The sequence below is a fragment of the Polynucleobacter sp. Latsch14-2 genome (assembly GCF_018881925.1).
Taxonomy (GTDB): Bacteria; Pseudomonadota; Gammaproteobacteria; order Burkholderiales; family Burkholderiaceae; genus Polynucleobacter.
Genome location: NZ_JACVPL010000006.1, coordinates 44,155 through 63,193 on the forward strand (window position 1 = coordinate 44,155; position 19,039 = coordinate 63,193).

Annotated in this window: 21 protein-coding genes; all 21 read right to left on the bottom strand. The window is 46.0% G+C overall.

Going from position 1 to position 19,039, the window contains the following annotated elements; translation table 11 throughout:
• Window position 1: 1 nt before the first annotated feature.
• A complete protein-coding gene (locus tag ICN46_RS06855) occupies window positions 2–568 on the bottom strand; it encodes a CvpA family protein (RefSeq protein ID WP_216206384.1) in 567 nt (188 codons plus the stop codon).
• A complete protein-coding gene (locus ICN46_RS06860; protein WP_216206387.1) occupies window positions 568–1,374 on the bottom strand; it encodes an SPOR domain-containing protein in 807 nt (268 codons plus the stop codon). The genes ICN46_RS06855 and ICN46_RS06860 overlap by 1 nt, the downstream gene beginning before the upstream one ends.
• A 3-nt stretch (window positions 1,375–1,377) precedes the next feature.
• Window positions 1,378–2,703: a bifunctional tetrahydrofolate synthase/dihydrofolate synthase gene (gene folC, locus ICN46_RS06865; protein WP_216206391.1), complete on the bottom strand. Its 1,326-nt coding sequence runs from the start codon at window positions 2,701–2,703 to the stop codon at window positions 1,378–1,380.
• A gap of 5 nt (window positions 2,704–2,708) precedes the next feature.
• Window positions 2,709–3,596: an acetyl-CoA carboxylase, carboxyltransferase subunit beta gene (accD, locus tag ICN46_RS06870; protein WP_216206396.1), complete on the bottom strand. Its 888-nt coding sequence runs from the start codon at window positions 3,594–3,596 to the stop codon at window positions 2,709–2,711.
• A 5-nt stretch (window positions 3,597–3,601) separates the two neighbouring features.
• A complete protein-coding gene (trpA, locus tag ICN46_RS06875; RefSeq protein WP_216206399.1) occupies window positions 3,602–4,399 on the bottom strand; it encodes a tryptophan synthase subunit alpha in 798 nt (265 codons plus the stop codon).
• A gap of 2 nt (window positions 4,400–4,401) precedes the next feature.
• The gene (gene trpB / locus ICN46_RS06880) at window positions 4,402–5,595 is read right to left on the bottom strand and encodes a tryptophan synthase subunit beta (protein ID WP_216206402.1); all 1,194 of its coding nucleotides are present in this window, start codon (window positions 5,593–5,595) and stop codon (window positions 4,402–4,404) included.
• A gap of 33 nt (window positions 5,596–5,628) precedes the next feature.
• Complete coding sequence (locus tag ICN46_RS06885) at window positions 5,629–6,303, bottom strand: phosphoribosylanthranilate isomerase (RefSeq protein WP_216206405.1); 675 nt, start codon at window positions 6,301–6,303, stop codon at window positions 5,629–5,631.
• Window positions 6,304–6,328: 25 nt separating this feature from the next.
• A complete protein-coding gene (gene truA / locus ICN46_RS06890) occupies window positions 6,329–7,159 on the bottom strand; it encodes a tRNA pseudouridine(38-40) synthase TruA (protein WP_216206407.1) in 831 nt (276 codons plus the stop codon).
• 9 nt (window positions 7,160–7,168) lie between these two features.
• Window positions 7,169–8,608, bottom strand: coding sequence for a FimV/HubP family polar landmark protein (locus ICN46_RS06895; RefSeq protein WP_255538781.1), 1,440 nt, complete (start codon window positions 8,606–8,608; stop codon window positions 7,169–7,171).
• Window positions 8,554–9,711 carry an aspartate-semialdehyde dehydrogenase gene (gene asd / locus ICN46_RS06900; RefSeq protein ID WP_216206411.1) on the bottom strand — a complete coding sequence of 386 codons (1,158 nt, stop codon included), beginning with the start codon at window positions 9,709–9,711 and terminating at the stop codon, window positions 8,554–8,556. Before asd ends, ICN46_RS06895 begins: the two co-directional genes overlap by 55 nt.
• A 27-nt stretch (window positions 9,712–9,738) precedes the next feature.
• Window positions 9,739–10,809, bottom strand: a complete 1,071-nt coding sequence (gene leuB / locus ICN46_RS06905; protein ID WP_216206414.1) for a 3-isopropylmalate dehydrogenase — start codon at window positions 10,807–10,809, stop codon at window positions 9,739–9,741.
• A 23-nt stretch (window positions 10,810–10,832) separates the two neighbouring features.
• A complete protein-coding gene (leuD, locus tag ICN46_RS06910) occupies window positions 10,833–11,480 on the bottom strand; it encodes a 3-isopropylmalate dehydratase small subunit (RefSeq protein WP_216206418.1) in 648 nt (215 codons plus the stop codon).
• Between the two features lie 30 nt (window positions 11,481–11,510).
• Complete coding sequence (locus ICN46_RS06915; protein ID WP_370625491.1) at window positions 11,511–11,720, bottom strand: hypothetical protein; 210 nt, start codon at window positions 11,718–11,720, stop codon at window positions 11,511–11,513.
• A 9-nt stretch (window positions 11,721–11,729) separates the two neighbouring features.
• A complete protein-coding gene (gene leuC, locus ICN46_RS06920) occupies window positions 11,730–13,139 on the bottom strand; it encodes a 3-isopropylmalate dehydratase large subunit (RefSeq protein ID WP_216206420.1) in 1,410 nt (469 codons plus the stop codon).
• A 17-nt stretch (window positions 13,140–13,156) separates the two neighbouring features.
• Entirely contained in the window at window positions 13,157–14,470 is a 1,314-nt protein-coding gene (gene gltA, locus ICN46_RS06925; RefSeq protein ID WP_216206424.1) for a citrate synthase, read from the bottom strand.
• An 83-nt stretch (window positions 14,471–14,553) separates the two neighbouring features.
• Window positions 14,554–14,823: an FAD assembly factor SdhE gene (locus ICN46_RS06930; protein WP_216206428.1), complete on the bottom strand. Its 270-nt coding sequence runs from the start codon at window positions 14,821–14,823 to the stop codon at window positions 14,554–14,556.
• On the bottom strand, window positions 14,820–15,524 hold the full coding sequence (locus tag ICN46_RS06935) for a succinate dehydrogenase iron-sulfur subunit (RefSeq protein WP_216166358.1): 705 nt from the start codon (window positions 15,522–15,524) through the stop codon (window positions 14,820–14,822). Before ICN46_RS06935 ends, ICN46_RS06930 begins: the two co-directional genes overlap by 4 nt.
• A gap of 17 nt (window positions 15,525–15,541) precedes the next feature.
• Complete coding sequence (gene sdhA, locus ICN46_RS06940) at window positions 15,542–17,320, bottom strand: succinate dehydrogenase flavoprotein subunit (protein ID WP_216206432.1); 1,779 nt, start codon at window positions 17,318–17,320, stop codon at window positions 15,542–15,544.
• Between the two features lie 4 nt (window positions 17,321–17,324).
• A complete protein-coding gene (gene sdhD, locus ICN46_RS06945) occupies window positions 17,325–17,690 on the bottom strand; it encodes a succinate dehydrogenase, hydrophobic membrane anchor protein (protein ID WP_216206434.1) in 366 nt (121 codons plus the stop codon).
• Window positions 17,691–17,713: 23 nt separating this feature from the next.
• The gene (sdhC, locus tag ICN46_RS06950; RefSeq protein ID WP_216206437.1) at window positions 17,714–18,133 is read right to left on the bottom strand and encodes a succinate dehydrogenase, cytochrome b556 subunit; all 420 of its coding nucleotides are present in this window, start codon (window positions 18,131–18,133) and stop codon (window positions 17,714–17,716) included.
• A 133-nt stretch (window positions 18,134–18,266) separates the two neighbouring features.
• Window positions 18,267–19,004: a GntR family transcriptional regulator gene (locus tag ICN46_RS06955; RefSeq protein WP_216206440.1), complete on the bottom strand. Its 738-nt coding sequence runs from the start codon at window positions 19,002–19,004 to the stop codon at window positions 18,267–18,269.
• Window positions 19,005–19,039 lie beyond the last annotated feature (35 nt).

Here is a 19,039-nt window from a genome sequence, read left to right on the forward strand (position 1 = left end):
CCTAAGCCCCTATTTTTAATGAAGGTGTAACTGTGGGGGGAATTTTTGGCATTGCATCACCCAACTGCTTTGCCCAATCGAGCGGTAGCCAATTTTTAATCAAGCTCGTTGCCATATCAACTGCCGGCCTTGTAATTGCTTTTTGCCATGCAACACTCTGAGGTATGGGTGTTAATGCAGCCAAGGTTGCTAATACAACTATGATCAAACCGCCTCGTAATATGCCAAAGATTAGCCCTAAAAAACGATCCGTCAAACTTAATCCGGCGGAAAGAAGAATTTTTTGTACAACACCGCCCAATAATCCACAGGCAATTAAAGTCAACACAAAAAGTATTAAAAAACTCACTCCAAGACTTAGGAGTTCATCCATATGAAAGGTAGATAGCCACTCAGTTGAAAGATAATTGGCGTAGTGATAGGCAACCCATGCAGCGATAAACCATGAGGCTAGAGCTAAAACTTCCTTAAATAAACCTCGAGAAATGCCGACCAATGCAGAAACCAAGAGCACAACTAGGGTGAAGTAATCCACCGTAGTTAAGTTAAGGGTGGACAGGTGATCCATTAAGGTGAACCTACCTCAATTAGGCGGGGCGTTAAGCCCATCGCCTTTACCTTTTTCTCTGCGGTATCAGCAGAATCTTTGTCGGAGAATGGGCCGGCGCGAAGTAAAAACAAGGTTACGCCGTCAGCACCCTTTTTGGTTGTCACAACATTTGGAATCTTTTGCGCTTTTAATTTTGAAACCCAACCATTAACTCGATCTTCCGAAGCAAATGCTCCAATCTGCAAAATAAACTTGCCAGACCCTGTTGAGGAAGATTTTGCTGGGATATCAGCTTTAGGCTTTGTGGCACTTTGAACAACCTCTTCACCTGCAGCAAGACCTAAGCCGGTAGCTTTATTTGTTGTAGGGGTGGGCGTTGACTTAGTTTCTATTACTGGCGCGCTTGCTGGACTAGAAGTAGCTTTAACTGGGGACAACTCCCTATCTTTGGGCGCTGGGTCGGGTGAGATCTTGGCCTCAGTCTTTTCTACAGCCTTTACTTCTGGAACGGGTGTGCTTTCCACTGGATTAGGCAGGCTAGCAACAATATTGACGGCAATATCATTGCTCACCGCCTTAGGCTTGTTATCCAAAATTCTAGGGAGACCAACTACGGCTATGAGCACCAAAACAGCTGCTCCGATTAAACGATGTCTGGCGCGCTGCTGTTCTGGGTCTTCAGTAAGCGCATCTTCCTGAATCTCAAAGGCACGTTGCAGTGCGCGTGGGGTAAATTTTTTGGTGGTGCGTCTTGCCCCTTCCGAGCCTCTATCAAGGTTGTCAGACTGAGGTTTTCGCTTAAAAAGCTTCGGTAAACGAATCATTAATCAATGCGCCTGGTTGGTTCTATATGCCATTACACCGGCAACGGTATAGAAAGATCCGAAGGTGATAATTCTATCACCCTCACCTGCTTTAGATAAGGCTTTTTGATACGCTGCAGCTGGATCCAAAAAGGTCTCAATTCCGCCATCATCCCCATTTTTTACTTTTACCCCAAGGTTTTCAAGCTTACTGGCTAAATCATGTGCACTGGCGGCTCGAGGGGTTGGTAAATCTGTGCAATACCAAAAATCTACAATACCCAACAATGGCTTGATAACACCCTCGATATCTTTGTCGGCCATTGCCCCAAAAATAGCATAGGTATAGGGGTGATAGCCCATACGCTCTAGACTTTGAGCCAATGTAGAGGCAGCATGAGGATTATGAGCAACATCCAGGACTACGGTAGGTTGACCTGGCAGAACTTGAAAGCGCCCAGGTAATTCCACCATGGCAAGGCCATTACGGATGTCTTGCGCGCTTACTGGTAAACGTTGGTGAAGCGCCATCAAGGTCGCAATAACTGCGGACGCATTCAGTATTTGATTGGCACCCCTTAAAGCTGGGTAGCCAAGCCCGCTAAAGCGTTTTTTTCGACCTGCCCATCCCCACTGCTGCTTATCGCCTTGAAAGTTATAGTCTCGACCCTGCAACCACAGGTCGCAGCCCAATTCTTTTGCGCAATCAATTAACGTTTGAGGCGGCACAGGATCACCACAAACGGCAATTTTTCCAGGGCGGAATATGCCTGCTTTTTCTTTTGCAATTTCTTCACGCGTGCCGCCTAAAAAATCAGCATGGTCAATATCGATACTAGTCACAATGGCGCAGTCAGCATCCACAATATTAACGGCATCTAAGCGGCCACCCATACCCACCTCTAATACCACCACATCCAGATGCGCATTGGCGAAGAGATGCATGATAGCCAGGGTTGTAAATTCAAAGTAGGTTAATGTAGGCGCATCTATCAAACTCACGCGGGCGTTTTCAATAGCAGTGAAATGCTCTAGCAGTAGGGAGTCACTGACTTCCTCGCCATTAACCTTTGCACGTTCATTAAAGTTTAGGAGATGGGGCGACATGTGACATCCGACGCGATAGCCAGATGAAATAAAAATACTTTCCAAGAAGGCGCAGGTAGAGCCCTTACCATTTGTGCCGGCAACGGTAATAACAGGGCAATCAAACTGCAGTCCAAGCGCTGCTTTAACACGGCCGATGCGCTCAAGTCCCATATCTATACCGACAGGATGGGCAGTTTCTAGGTGACTAAGCCAAGCCTTAAGGCTGGGAAAAAGAATGGGGGCTTGAAATGCAGTGCTCAAGAGGGCTAAGCAGTTACGCTACCTGCCGCATTCGGCTCCGGTAGTTTCTGAAACAGGGCAAGCAAACGGGCAATTTCAGTGCGCATTTGGCGTCGATCAATAATCATGTCGATACCACCCTTTTGCATCAAAAACTCTGAGCGCTGAAACCCTTCGGGTAATTTTTCACGCACAGTCTGCTCAATCACACGCGGACCAGCAAAGCCGATCAAAGCCTTAGGCTCCGCCATAACTACATCTCCCATAAAGGCAAAGCTCGCAGAGATACCACCCATCGTTGGGTCAGTGAGAACGCTAATGTAAGGCAACCCTTTTTTGGATAATAGGGTCAACATAGAATTGGTTTTGGCCATCTGAAATAAAGACAGCAAACTTTCTTGCATGCGCGCGCCACCAGTTGCGGTAACACATATAAAGGCACATTTTTTATTGATAGCCTCTTGAACGCCACGAGCAAAGCGCTCTCCAACCACTGAACCCATTGAGCCCCCCATATATTGGAACTCGAAGCAGGCTGCAACCACTGGAATAGTTTCAATCTTGCCACCAAAAACAATCAAGGCCTCAGATTCTCCAGAAGCATCCTTAGCCTCTTTTAAGCGATCGGGATATTTTTTGGAGTCTTTAAATTTAAGTGGATCAATGGGATAAACATCCTCACCAATCTCATAGCGACCTTTTGGGTCAAGCAGACTGTCTAAACGCTGACGAGCGCCAATGCGCATATGATGACTACATTTAGGGCAAACAGATAAATTAGCCTCTATATCAGTGCTATATAGAACAGTTTCGCAACTAGGACATTTAACCCACAAACCCTCAGGAACTGACTTCCGATTTGCCGGATCAGTGTGTTGAATTTGGGGTGGGAGTAATTTATCGATCCAGCTCATGTCTTTTAGCTATCCAGGGCGACGCGAATTTCACGTATAAAGGTTTCAAGTGATTGTACTGCTTGGTCTCTAGGCGAATCTTCCAATATCCGGATAATACGACTACCAATCACCACTGCATCAGCAGTATTGGATACTGCTTTTGCGCTAGCGGCATCATTAATGCCAAAACCTACGGCAATTGGAATGTCAGTTGCTTCCCGAATCTTAGGAATAATGCTTGCTACATCTTGGGTATTAAGGTGTGAAGCACCGGTGACGCCACGCATAGACACATAGTAGATATAACCAGAGGCTATCTTAGCGGCTTCTTTAATACGCTCCAGCGATGAAGTCGGTGCAAGCAGGAAAATTGGGTCGACTCCAGCAATGCGCATACGTGCCGCAAAATCAACGCATTCCTCTGGCGGATAGTCTACGACTAGCACGCCATCTACGCCGGCTGCTTTAGCTTCAGTAGCAAAAAACTCAGCTCCCATTTGCTCAACCGGGTTAGCGTAACCCATCAATACGACTGGCGTAGTTGTATCTTTCATTCGAAAATCTTTAACCATTTTCAAGCAACTATGCAAAGTCACACCTTTTGCTAGAGCTCTTTCAGATGATCGTTGGATAACGGGACCATCTGCCATTGGGTCAGAAAAAGGCACTCCCAATTCGATGACATTAGCACCACCACGTACTAAGGCGTGCATTAACTCCACAGTGAATGTTGGATCAGGATCGCCGGCAGTTATAAAGGGAATGAGCCCTTTTTTGCCAGAGGCTTTTAATTCCTTAAAGAGTGCAGTAATTTTCGACATACCTAGCCTTCAGATCCAGTTGCTTGGGCGACAGTGTGCATATCTTTATCACCGCGACCTGAAAGATTTACTAGAATCGTTTTATCTTTTCCAAGCGTTGGCGCCATTTTGCAGGCATAGGCAATCGCATGTGCAGATTCTAGGGCGGGAATAATGCCTTCAATCTGACAACAGTCATGAAATGCCTTCAGCGCTTCTTCATCAGTGATAGCCACATAATCGGCACGTCCAGAATCTTTCAACCATGCGTGCTCAGGGCCAACGCCGGGATAGTCCATACCAGCCGAAACAGAATGCGTTTCAGAGATTTGTCCGTTTTCATCTTGCAGTAAATATGTTCGATTGCCATGGAGAACGCCTGGTTTACCAACACAGAGCGCAGCAGAATGAGCACCACTATTGAGCCCATGACCAGCAGCTTCAACACCAATCAGTTTGACTTCAGGATAATCAATATAGGGATAAAAAATGCCCATCGCATTGGATCCACCGCCTACACAGGCAAGAACATAATCTGGTTGGCGACCAGTCATTTCGGGCATCTGAACTTTGCACTCTTCACCGATAACACTTTGAAAATCACGCACCATCATCGGATAAGGATGGGGTCCCGCAACTGTTCCAATAATGTAGAAGGTGTTGTCAACGTTGGTGACCCAATCACGCATGGCTTCGTTAAGGGCATCTTTTAAAGTTTTAGTACCTGATTCAACGGGCACCACTTTAGCGCCGAGTAGCTTCATGCGATAGACGTTTTGCGCCTGACGAGCTACGTCGACTGAGCCTTGATAAACAGTACAGTCCAAACCAAAACGAGCACAGATCGTTGCAGTAGCAACACCATGTTGCCCTGCTCCTGTTTCGGCAATGATACGTGGCTTACCCATGCGGTTAGCCAACATTGCTTGGCCAATTACATTATTAATTTTGTGAGCGCCAGTATGGTTTAAGTCTTCACGCTTTAAATAAATTTGCGCGCCACCTAGCATCTCACTCCAGCGTTTTGCATGGTAAACCGGTGATGGGCGACCAACAAAGTGTTTTAGTTCGTAGTGAAACTCTTCTATGAACTCGGGATTATGTTGATATTTGGCATATGCTTCTTTGAGCTCATCCAATGCGTACATGAGTGTTTCGGATACAAACACACCACCATAGGGACCGAAGTGTCCTCTTGCATCTGGCTTGTCGTACATGGCTACCTTTTTGATTTAGTTACTGCGTATTGATTAGGGTGCTAACTGTGCATCTGCTGCACGCACAGCCTTGATGAATTCAGTCATCAGCATTGGATCTTTGATACCTCTGCTGCTTTCAACGCCACTTGAGACGTCAACCGCGCAAGGATGCAGGCGAGCAAGCGCCTCGCCCACGTTGTGCGCGTTCAATCCACCACTCAAAACGACCCGATGCGCGTTTGCGCTTACCCATGTCTGTGGAATCCCCTGCCAATCAAAAGGAACGCCCCCACCGCCGTAACCCTCAACTAAGGCGTCTAGCAAAAAAGCGTTTGCAAGACCATATTGTATGGAAAAATCGTCAAAAGCGAAGCCTGCTCCCACTCTTGCGGCTTTCATCCAGGGTTGGCCATCCGCCAAGCTCGCGCAAGCCTCAGGGCTTTCATCCCCGTGAAACTGCCAGAGGGTAATCGGTGCAATAGCCTTAATCGCCTTAAATTCAGCCTCTGAGGGGTTTACCAGCAGTCCAACCGCATCAATCCCTGCAGGAAGGCGCGAGATGAGCTGCGCGGCAATATTAGGTGTAACGGCTCTAGGGCTGGGGGGATAAAAGACAAAACCAACAGCATCCACACCCGCAGCTACAGCGGCATCGATATCAGCCGGGGTCTTCAAACCACAGATTTTGACCCTAGTTCGACCTGGAGAGTATGTAAGTAAGCCCATAAGGTGATGATAAGGCCAAGCCTCTTTAGGTGTCTTTTAGGAGAATGGGCGGTAGCCAGGAGTTTTTAAGGTAAGGACCAGGCAGATCAAACTCTTGAGGATAGGCAATTTTAGTCAAATAAAGGCCATCAGGGGCAAATGTTGGCGCTGCAACCCTTCGGTCTTTAGCAGCCAATACTTCGGACATCCACTCTGGTGACTGTTTTCTTGCACCAATCATCAGAAAAGTTCCGACGAGGTTTCTTACCATGTGGTGCAAAAAGGCGTTCCCACGAATTTTGAAGTACAGCCAAGGTTGAGCAGAAATAATCTCAATTGAATACAAGTTTTTAATTGGCGTCTTAGCTTGACATTCAGAAGACCTAAATGATGAAAAATCGTGTTCCCCAATCAAACATTTTGCAGCCGCTTCCATCGCAGGAACATCAAACCACTTATCGGGAGGCATCATTAAATAGCCAGCGCGAGCTGCCGCCATTGGTGAACGACATGGGCCAGCATGCATTGCATAAATATAGGTGCGCTCATATGCAGAGAATCGTGCATTGAATTCATTGGGTACTGGCTTAGCCCAGTTCACCACAATCGAATCCGGTAAAAAAGAATTAATCCCTCTCACCCAAGACCAATCATCTCGCTCTACATTCACATCAAAATGTACAACCTGACCCAATGCATGAACACCGGTATCCGTTCTGCCAGCAGTGATCACCCGAATGAGTTGGTCGGTCGAACTATCCCCAACAAATCTAGCGATAGCAGCTTCTAATTTATCCTGAACAGTATTGAGGCTAAGCTGTGACTGCCACCCCGAATAGGAACTGCCGTCATATTGAAGGCCAAGAGCGATGCGCATGGCTACTCCTTAATGACTGCGGTGCTCAAGTTCGGACAGCAAACTCTGAGCCTCAACGGTAATAGTGGGATCAACCGAATTACTCAAAGTTAAGACTTCAGCTAGCGACTTCTTGGCGGCAGCAAAATCTTCTATGGTGATATAAGCACGAGCCAGATTCAATTTAACCCGCAATGTATCTGCCAAAGGTCCAGATGGAATAGCCGCATCATTTGAGGATGACATCGAGACATCAACTGTTGGAGACCTTGCTAGATCTAAATCTATTCCAGCAAAAAGAACTTTTGCCCTATCCGGCATGGGAATGGGGGATGTCGCTAATGCCTTCTTATGAGTATGCATTGCCTTTGAATAGTCCTGCAATTCAGAGCGGCGCGCATTACGCGCTAAGAACCATAGCAGCAGTCCGGTGATAACAATCAATCCAATGGCAACGGCGGCTGCTGCAAAATTACCCAAACCGAAGTTTGACTCCGCAGGCTTCTGTTGTTTTGCTTTTTGCAAAATCTCATGAAGATCTGCAATCCTCTTTTCTAATTCAGCTACACGCGCTCGCGTCTGTTCTAGTTGTTTTTCTTGGGCGACTAATTCTTCGGTATAACGGCGTTGTTCTGAATTGCCTTCTGAGCTAGAGCCAATTTTGAGGCGATCTGCTGGAACGGTCTCTTGATTATTTTGCTTACCTTTAGCACTATTTGAGACCGTATCTTTAGCAATCCGATCATCATTCAACTGCGCATAAGCTTCTGCAACAAAATGGTTCGCTTCGGCCGGACTAATAGAGCGCAATAGAGCTTGGTTTGGCTTATTTAATTCGGCACCAGCAGCAAGGCGATTAATGCTGCCACTAGCAAATGCATCTGGGTTGGCTTTATATAGAGCCACAATCGTTTGATCTAAAGTCGCACCATTAAACTGCGGTGAAATTTGTGCGGCGATTTCTGAAAGCGTTTGGCCTGGCTTGACGGTAATCTTTTGCACATCACCCAGTAACAAGGTAAATGTTTTACTGATACTGCCAGATGACCAACTCAAATTGAGCAATAGATCTAAGAACGGGTCTTCCGCCACTGGAACCGTTTCAACCGTTTCAACTAAAACCATCAGACGTTCTTGCTTGTTGCTATAGACCATTGCTTGGGGATTAAAATCTAAAATCTTGCTAGAGATCCCCAGGCGAGAATATGCAAGCTTATTCGGTATGGTCACCGTAAGACTGCTTAGCAAGTTTTGATCTTCCGAGGCGAAACGAATCGGAATTTCTAGGCGTAGCGGTTCTCCAGGCTTAGATAGTAAATGGGGGGAACCCAATGACAAGGCTGCACAAGCGCAAGACCAACTTAGCAATACTAAGCAAAGTGCTTTTGTAAGACCAAGTCGGAGTAGCTGAAACATTAAGACTCGAGCAAAATACGCAGCATCCGGCGCAGTGGCTCTGCGGCGCCCCATAGCAACTGATCGCCTACCGTGAAGGCACCAAGAAACTCGGGTCCCATTGCTAACTTATGCAGACGGCCAATAGGAACAGTCAAAGTGCCGCTTACTGCAGCGGGTGACAGATCTCGTTCAGTGGTCTCGCGATCATTTGGAACTACTTTGACCCACTGATTGTCATTTGCCAAAATAGTTTCGATTTCCTTCAGTGAGATATCTTTCTTGAGCTTCACAGTAAGCCCCTGTGAGTGGCAACGCATAGCGCCAACACGAACACATAAACCATCAATCGGAATGCTGCCAGTCGTGCGGAAAGCTGGACGACCCAAAATCTTGTTAAATTCAGCGCCACCCTTCCACTCTTCTTTAGTTTGACCGTTCTCGACAGGGACATCAATCCAAGGTATTAAGCTGCCCGCTAATGCGGTATTCCTGAAGTTTTTCTTTGGAAAATCTGTCGAACGCAAAGTTGCGGTCACCTTACGATCAATCTCGAGGATCGATGATGCGGGGTCTGCTAGCTCGGTGGCGACGCTATCGCGTAAAGCGCCCATCTGCAAGAGTAATTCGCGCATATTCTGCGCCCCCGCACCGGATGCTGCTTGATAGGTCATAGCGCTAATCCATACAACCATGTCTGCCTTTACTAAGCCACCCATAGCCATCATCATTAAACTGACGGTGCAGTTACTACCAATCCAGTTTTTTCCACCGGCAGATAGCGCTTTGTCGATTACAGAGCGATTTACTGGATCCAAAACTAATACTGCGTTATCCTTCATGCGTAATGCGCTAGCGGCATCAATCCAATGGCCTGCCCATCCAGCCGCACGCAGTTTTGGGAATACATCATTTGTATAGTCGCCGCCCTGACAAGTCAAAATAATATCGCAGCGTGATAAGGCAGCAATGTCATTGGCATCCTGGAGATTATTCTCGCCCTTACTTACTTTTACGCCATTAATCAGCGGAACTGAACCACCTACTTGGCTAGTGCTAAAAAAAATTGGCTCTATCAGATCGAAATCTTTTTCGGCCAACATTCTGTCCATCAAAACACTGCCGACCATGCCGCGCCAGCCGACCAGGCCTACTAAAGGGGTATTTAAATTTGCCATGATGACGATTTAATAAATTGAGTTAAGTTAAGCAAGTGCCGCTACAACAGCGTCACCCATTTCTACAGTGCTGACTTTTTTAGTGCCTTCGGTATAGATATCGGCTGTACGCAATCCTTGCGATAATACTTTTTGTACTGCAGCTTCAATGCGAATGGCCTGCTCAGGCATACCTAGGGAGTAACGCAGCATCATTGCAGCGGACAAAATAGTAGCTAAAGGATTGGCAATGCCTTTCCCAGCAATATCAGGTGCAGAACCATGGCTTGGCTCATACAGACCTTTGTTATTTTTATCGAGTGATGCTGACGGCAACATCCCAATGGAGCCAGTCAACATGGCGGCTTCATCAGACAAAATATCACCAAAGAGATTTCCTGTAACAACAACATCAAATGCTTTAGGCGCTTTAACTAATTGCATGGCAGCGTTATCCACGTACATATGGGATAGCTCTACATCAGGATAATCCTTGGCAACCCTAATCATTACTTCACGCCAAAGTTGTGAAGTTTCAAGAACATTGGCTTTATCAACGCTGCAAACCTTGTTGCCGCGCTTACGTGCCGCTTCGAATGCAACGCGACCAATCCGCTCTACTTCTGGTTCACTGTAATGCATCATGTCGAACCCTTCTCGAGCACCCTTAAATAAAGGCAACTCTGAAGTACGAATACCACGAGGCTGACCAAAGTAAATATCGCCATTCAGTTCACGAATAATCAGAATGTCTAAGCCACCAACAATTTCAGCCTTGAGGCTTGAGGCTGCAGTAAGTTCGTCATAACAAATTGCTGGGCGGAAATTGGCAAATAGCTCTAAGTGTTTACGCAAGCCTAAAATTGCCTGCTCTGGACGAAGTTCACGCGCCAATGTGTCGTACTTCCAGTCGCCAACAGCGCCAAATAAAATCGCATTCGCTTTTTTTGCCAACTCTAATGTTGCTGGCGGCAAAGGGTGACCGGAAATATCATATGCAGCACCGCCAACAGGAGCAGTTTCGAGGTCAAACTTAGGGCCGAGCGCGTTTAATACCTTGACGGCTTCAGCAACGATTTCCGGGCCGATACCATCGCCCGGGAGGACTGCAATTTTCATGAAAGGCCTTTAACTCTATAAAACTACGGCAGTTGTGTCGCAAGCCAAGGCATTTTGAGAATGCGCTCAGCTTCATAAGCCTTTATTTTATCTGCATGTTGCAGGGTTAAGCCAATATCGTCCAAACCATTGAGTAGGCAGAACTTTCTAAATGGGGCAACCTCAAAACTATACGCCTTGCCATCCGGCGCAATCACTTGCTGAGCCTCAAGATCAATAGTTAACTGATAGCCGCTAAAAGCAAGGGTTTCGTTAAATAAGTGGTCAACCTGCAATTCGGTCAACACAATCGGTAAGAGGCCGTTTTTAAAGCAGTTGTTATAAAAAATATCAGCAAAGCTAGGGGCAATGACCGCTCTAAAGCCGTATTGATCTAGGGCCCACGGAGCATGTTCACGAGAGCTGCCACAGCCAAAATTCTTTCGAGCCAATAAGATGCTGGCACTTTTGTAACGTGCTTGGTTCAAAACAAAATCGGGGTTGATAGGTCGAGCACTACAATCTTGGCCAGGCTCACCATGATCAAGATAGCGCCATTCATCAAATAAGTTTTGACCAAAGCCAGTCTTCTTAATCGACTTTAGAAACTGTTTAGGAATAATGGCATCGGTATCCACGTTCTCCCGATTCAAGGGAGCAACCAAACCTTTGTATACCGTAAATTTTTCCATAATGATCTTTTCTTAATCTTTACCGAATGGCTACTGAACGGGCGTTACCACCACGTCCTTGCCTTTGGTTTGGGATTGATTATTGGTTTGTGAAGTATTGGAACTGCCCATTGAATTACCAATAGTCTGCATATCCTTGCCAAGACCTTCCATCGTGTTAGCACAGGCAGAAAGAACTATCCCAACAACTGCAACGATTAGAAGTTTTTTAATCATCGTGAGCGAAGATAAAGAAATCACAGCACCTCCTTAAGAAATCTTACGAATATCAACGAAGTGGCCTTCAATCGCAGCCGCTGCCGCCATTGCCGGACTGACTAAATGTGTTCTGCCGCCGTTACCTTGGCGACCTTCAAAATTACGATTTGAAGTTGAAGCGCAACGCTCACCCGGCTCAAGGCGGTCAGCGTTCATTGCCAAACACATGGAGCAACCAGGCTCACGCCATTCAAAACCTGCCGCTTTAAATACACGGTCTAAGCCCTCGCGTTCCGCTTGGGCCTTCACTAGACCAGAGCCAGGTACCACAATCGCAAGCTTCACATTTGCAGCAACTTTTTTGCCCAAACGATCAACGACCTTTGCCGCGGCACGCATATCTTCAATGCGACTATTCGTGCATGAACCAATAAATACTTTGTCGACTGCAATATGGCTAATAGGCGTATTGGGCACAAGATTCATATACTCTAGGGCGCGCTCAATAGCCGATCTTTTATTGGCATCACGTTCTTTTTCGGGGTCTGGAACGCAATCACTAATATCCAAAACCATCTCTGGCGAAGTTCCCCATGTAACTTGTGGCGCAATCTCTTCAGCACGGAGCTCTACAACCGCATCGAATTTAGCATCAGCATCTGAGTGCAGTGTGCGCCAATACTGCAAAGCATGACGCAGAGATTCGGATTTAGGCGAATATGGACGGCCTTGAATATATTCGATAGTGGTTTCATCCACACCTACCAATCCAGCGCGCGCACCTGCTTCGATTGCCATATTGCAGACAGTCATGCGACCTTCCATCGACAAATTGCGTATTGCGTCACCAGCAAATTCAATGGTGTAACCAGTTCCACCGGCAGTTCCAATTTTGCCAATCACCGCCAAAACAATATCTTTAGCGGTGCTGCCAGGCTGGAGGCGACCATCAACACGTACCAGCATGTTTTTGCTCTTTTTCATCAGTAAGGTTTGAGTTGCTAATACATGCTCAACCTCGGAAGTGCCGATGCCAAAGGCAAGCGCACCAAATGCGCCATGGGTACTGGTGTGCGAATCACCACAAACTACGGTCATACCAGGCAGTGTTGCGCCCTGCTCTGGTCCAATGACGTGAACAATACCTTGACGGACATCATTCATTTTGTATTGGGTGATCCCAAAAGCATCACAGTTCTGATCCAGGGTATCTACTTGTAACTTAGAAATAGGATCAGTAATACCTTCTGAACGATCCGTTGTCGGCACATTATGATCGGATACCGCTAAATTCGCAGAAATACGCCAGACAGGACGGCCAGCAAGATTAAGGCCTTCAAAAGCTTGGGGGCTGGTTACTTCGTGTAACAGCTGCCGATCGATATAGATCGTCGCCGTGCCATCTTCTTCCGAATAAACAACGTGATCATCCCACAATTTGTCGTAAAGAGTACGGGACATAGAGTTCCTCGTTTGCCTTATTTACGCACAGAAATGTTAGGAACCTTGCGAGTAGTCTCCCCAACAAACAATTGACGTGGGCGACCAATCTTATATTCAGGATCGGTAATCATTTCTTCCCACTGAGCAATCCAACCTACAGTTCTTGCGAGAGCGAAAACACAGGTAAACATCTCTGTTGGAATACCTAAAGCACGTTGCACAATCCCTGAGTAGAAGTCAACGTTTGGATAGAGCTTACGGCTCACGAAGTAATCATCCTCTAGAGCAATTTTTTCCAAGGTCATTGCCAGCTTGAACAATGGGTCGTCTTGAAGACCCAACTCCTCCAAGACTTCATAGCAAGTCTCGCGCATGAGTTTTGCACGGGGGTCAAAATTCTTATATACACGATGGCCAAAGCCCATCAGACGTACGCTAGAGTTTTTATCTTTAACTTGGGCAATGAATTCATGAATCTTATCAACACCACCATTAGCTTGAATCTCATTTAACATCTGCAAGCAAGCTTCGTTAGCACCACCATGAGCTGGGCCCCACAAGCAAGCAATACCTGCCGATATAGCAGCAAAAGGATTGGTACCAGATGAGCCGCATAAGCGCACTGTTGACGTTGATGCATTTTGTTCGTGATCTGCATGTAGAGTAAAAATACGATCCAAGGCACGAACCAGCACTGGATTCACTTTGTACTCTTCACACGGTGTAGCAAACATCATGCGCATAAAGTTTGCCGTGTATGACAATGAGTTATCAGGATAAACAAAAGGCTGACCTACTGAGTATTTATAAGCCATAGCTACCAATGTAGGCATCTTGGCAATCAAGCGAATCTGTGCAACTTCACGCGCTTTTTCATCGCTGTAGTCGATTTCGTCATGATAGAAAGCAGCCATTGCACCAACTAACCCAGTCAGAACAGCCATTGGATGAGCGTCACGGCGGAAGCCACGTAAAAAGAACTGCATTTGCTCATGGATCATTGTGTGATGCATGACCAGGTCTTCAAAATCTTTTTTCTCGGTGGCATTGGGTAACTCACCGTTTAGCAACAAATAACAAACCTCCAAGAAGTCGCAATTGTTTGCTAAGTCCTCAATTGGGTAACCACGGTAGAGGAGCTCACCCTTGTCGCCATCAATATAAGTAATTTTGCTATTGCATGAGGCTGTAGACAAAAAGCCTGAATCGTAGGTGAACTTGCCAGTTTGTCCATAGAGTTTGCGAATGTCGATGACATCTGGGCCGACCGTACCCTTAAAAATAGGCAGGTCAATATCTGGAGTCCCGTCTGAGAACGATAATTTAGCCTTGATATCCGATTCAATCATTTCCGATCCTCTAATCTTTCAAAAATATAAGTAAAACACCAATTCGTCAGGCAACTTTGATTAAGATGCACCAAAATGCTGATTTATTTTTCCCGCAACTGCAACAGCAGACGTTTAAAAGCATCCGTCCTTGCAAAATCTTTCAAACTATCAACACTATCCTTACGACCAATTAATAAGTCCATCAAGTCGTTATCTTCAAGAGATAAAAGTTGACCCAAAACCTTGCCATCTTCTGCGCTTAATTGATTGCCATACCGATCAAAAAAACGCCGCAGAATTAAATCGTTCTCAAGCAAGCCCCTGCGGGCATCGCACTTTAAGCGATATAACTCAGCGTTACCAAGCGTCATACCGCTCTGCGAACCATTAATTCCTTAATCTTACCGATTGCCTTGGTAGGATTTAAATGCTTAGGACAAACGTCAACGCAATTCATAATCGTATGACAGCGGAATAGCCGATAAGGGTCCTCTAAATTATCTAAACGCTGAGCCGTTTCCTCATCGCGACTATCGGCAATAAAGCGATAGGCTTGCAGCAAACCCGCTGGTCCAACAAACTTGTCAGGATTCCACCAGAATGATGGGCATGAGGTGGAGCATGATGCGCACAAAATGCACTCATATAAACCATTTAGCTCCTCACGCTCTTCAGGGCTTTGGAGTCGTTCTTTCTCTGGAGGTGGATTGTCGTTGACCAAGTATGGCTTGATCGACAAATATTGTTTAAAGAATAAAGTCATATCAACAATTAAATCGCGCACGACTGGCAAGCCAGGCAATGGGCGTAATGTGATGACCTTAGGCAATGTCAACATGTTGGTCAAACAAGCCAAACCATTTTTGCCGTTGATGTTCATTGCGTCAGAACCGCAGACACCTTCACGACATGAGCGGCGATAAGTTATGGACTCATCTTGTTTTTTCAGAGAAATCAAGGCATCCAACAACATGCGCTCGCCCGTGAGCTCTAACTCATAGCGTTCCATGCGTGGCGCTGCATCTACATCTGGGTCGTAACGATAAATTTCAAATATACGGATATCACTCATTTTTAATTTCTCTTCGCTTAAAAAGTGCGGTCTTTAGGTGGGAAGGACTCAACCGTCAATGGCTTCAACTGAACTGGCTTGTAATCCAAGCGATTCCCTTCGCTGTACCAAAGGGTGTGCTTCATCCAATTGTCATCATCACGATGCTGGTGGTCATCGTGCGAGTGGGCTCCACGACTTTCTTTACGAGCCGCCGCAGAAACCATCGTTGCATTAGCGGTTTCAACGAGGTTGGCAACCTCCAAAGCTTCGATACGTGCTGTATTGAAAATCTGAGATTTATCCTTAACCCATAAATGCTTTGCGCGCTCCGTTAACTTGGCCATCTGACGTACGCCTTCATCCATCAACTCCTGGTTACGGAATACACCAGCATATTTCTGCATCGTCTTACGAATATCGTTTGCAACATCTTGTGCGTATTCACCTGAAGTAGAGTTATCCAGTTGAGAGACGCGCTCAAGAGTCTGCTCACCAGCATTTGCAGGCAATGGCTTGAATTCTTTATCTTTCAAATTCATGCCAACAATATGATTTCCAGCCGCACGACCGAATACCAAAAGATCAAGTAATGAATTAGTACCTAGACGGTTAGCACCGTGAACAGATACACATGAGCACTCACCAATCGCATACAAGCCATTGATGACCTCGTTATGAACCCCATTGGCTGGAACAACAACTTGACCATTAATGTTGGTAGGAATACCGCCCATTTGATAGTGAATCGTTGGTACGACTGGAATTGGCTCTTTAGTCACGTCAACGTTAGCGAAATTGATACCGATCTCGTATACAGATGGCAAACGCTTCATAATGGTCTCAGCGCCAATATGGGTCAAATCAAGCACAACGTAATCACCATTAGGACCGCAACCGCGACCTTCTTTAATTTCTTGATCCATACAGCGGGATACGAAATCGCGTGGGGCTAAGTCTTTATAAGTTGGCGCATAGCGTTCCATGAAACGCTCGCCATCTTTATTGCGCAAAATACCGCCCTCACCACGACAGCCTTCTGTCAACAATACACCTGCACCAGCTACACCAGTTGGATGGAATTGCCAGAACTCCATATCTTCCAAAGGAATGCCAGCACGTGCTGCTAGACCCATGCCGTCTCCGGTATTAATAAAGGCGTTTGTTGACGCATCCCAAATACGGCCGGCGCCGCCGGTAGCCAGCATCACTACTTTGGCCTCCAGGATATAAATCTCTCCAGTCTCCATTTCTAAAGCAGTCACGCCGACTACATCGCCAGCATCATCACGAATAATGTCTAAAGCCAACCACTCAACAAAGAAATTGGTTTTGGCGCGTACGTTGCGTTGGTACAAGGTATGCAACATCGCATGGCCCGTACGGTCTGCAGCCGCACAGGCACGCTGCACCGCCTTCTCACCATAGTTCGCTGTATGACCACCAAATGGGCGCTGATAAATAGTGCCATCTGGGTTGCGGTCAAATGGCATGCCAAAGTGCTCTAACTCATAAACAACTTTTGGAGCTTCGCGACACATAAACTCAATCACATCCTGGTCGCCTAACCAGTCAGAACCTTTGATAGTGTCATAGAAGTGATAGTGCCAATTGTCTTCGCTCATGTTGCCTAGAGAAGCGCCAATGCCACCCTGCGCCGCCACTGTATGTGAACGCGTTGGAAACACTTTTGTTAACACCGCAACATTCAACCCGGCCTCAGCCAGTTGCAAAGAAGCGCGCATACCTGAACCACCTGCACCAATAATCACCGCATCAAAACGGCGGCGTGGTAATGCTTTTTTAATCGCGGTCATCTAATTACACTTTCCACAAAATTTGTACGGCATATGCCGCACAGGCTACAAGATACAAAACAGTTAAAACTTGGAGCGTTAGGCGAATACTGACTGGCTTGATGTAATCCATCCAGATGTCACGAATACCAATCCATGCGTGATAAAACAAGCTGATGAATGCCAAGAGTGTTAATAATTTCATGAACTGGTTGCTGAATAAACCAGCCCAACCATCATAGGTAGAGCTACCAGTAATGCAATAGTCAACTAGCAACACTATTGTGAAGACCACCATCACAATCGCAGTAACGCGCTGAATGATCCACTCTTTAAGGCCGTAATGAGCGCCAACCACTAAACGCTTTGGTCCGATCTGATAAATAGGCATGAAATTCCTTAATGAATGAGTGCTTAGTACAAGCCGAATAATTTGAGGCCGACCACTGCAGTCAGCGCCACGCCAATACAAAAAACAATAATTGCAGAACGATTTGCTTCAGACTTCTCCACGCCGATTTCTAAATCGAGCAAGAGATAGCGGATGCCAGCACAGAAATGATGCAAGAAACACCAAATCAAGCCCAGACAAATGAGTTTGACTAAAACATTGCCGGTGATCGCTTGAAAATTCTGATAACTCAATTCTGAAGCAAGACTCTGGTCGAATATGTAGAGAATGAATGGCAATAACAAAAATAAAACTGCGCCACTAATGCGATGAAGGATGGAAACTTTTCCAGCCCAAGGCAGACGATATTTAATAAGCTGGGCTAGACCAATGTTTCGGTAAACCGGCTTGCTACTCTTTAATTCCTGATTTTCATCAACCATTTGTAATCTCTATCGTTAGGTGGAGGTTCTTTGGTGCATTGTTGTATCGCAACATATTCTATTGGAAACCGTAGGGGTAGTGTGGATTTTTTGTACTTATAAGGGTCAAAATACTGGTTTTTCCCAATATAGATCAATTCAATTTATTGACGTAACTCTGCTCTGAAGTGTTGTATCTGGCGCACCGAATTTCGACTGGTTTATTGCCATAAGTGAAGGCAACTCGATCAACCAGTAAAAGCGCATGGCCAACCGGAAGCCCCAAGTGATTTGCCAAGTGTTGATCGGCATTAATGGCTTTTATCTGCTCTTCTGCCCTGACCATATGGGTTGAATATTGGCTCTCATAAAATGCATACATTGGACCTGACCAGGCGTTCAGCTTATCAAGTGTTAGGTCATTAAATCTGGCCGCCGAAAGCCAAATCTCTTCAAAAACAATGGGTTTACTCTGAAAGCTCTGAATTCTCTCAATACGAATGACGGGGTCACCTGCCTTTAATTTAAGCATTTGAGCCAAGACGGGGGTTGATTTAAGCGTCTCACAAGCCAAAAAGTGACTGATCAAATGAAGTTTCTGGCTGGCATCGAGCTCAAGCCTCAAAAAGCGGTATTGCCAACCCTCTTCTTGGTATGTAGCCACAAAAGTGCCCTTGCCTTGCCTGCGTACCAACAGATTTTCAGCCGCCAACTCATCAATGGCCTTTCGAACAGTACCCTGACTCACAAGATAACGGGCTGCCAACTCCATTTCACTGGGGATTGGCATGCCAGGCAACCACTCTGAGGCTTGTAAACTAGCCAAAATCATTGCTTTAATTTGTTGGTATAGAGGGCTAAAAGAGGCTACTGGCAACGAAGGAATCGTCAAATTAACTCCAAAGCTAGTTTCAATTGGATAAAATC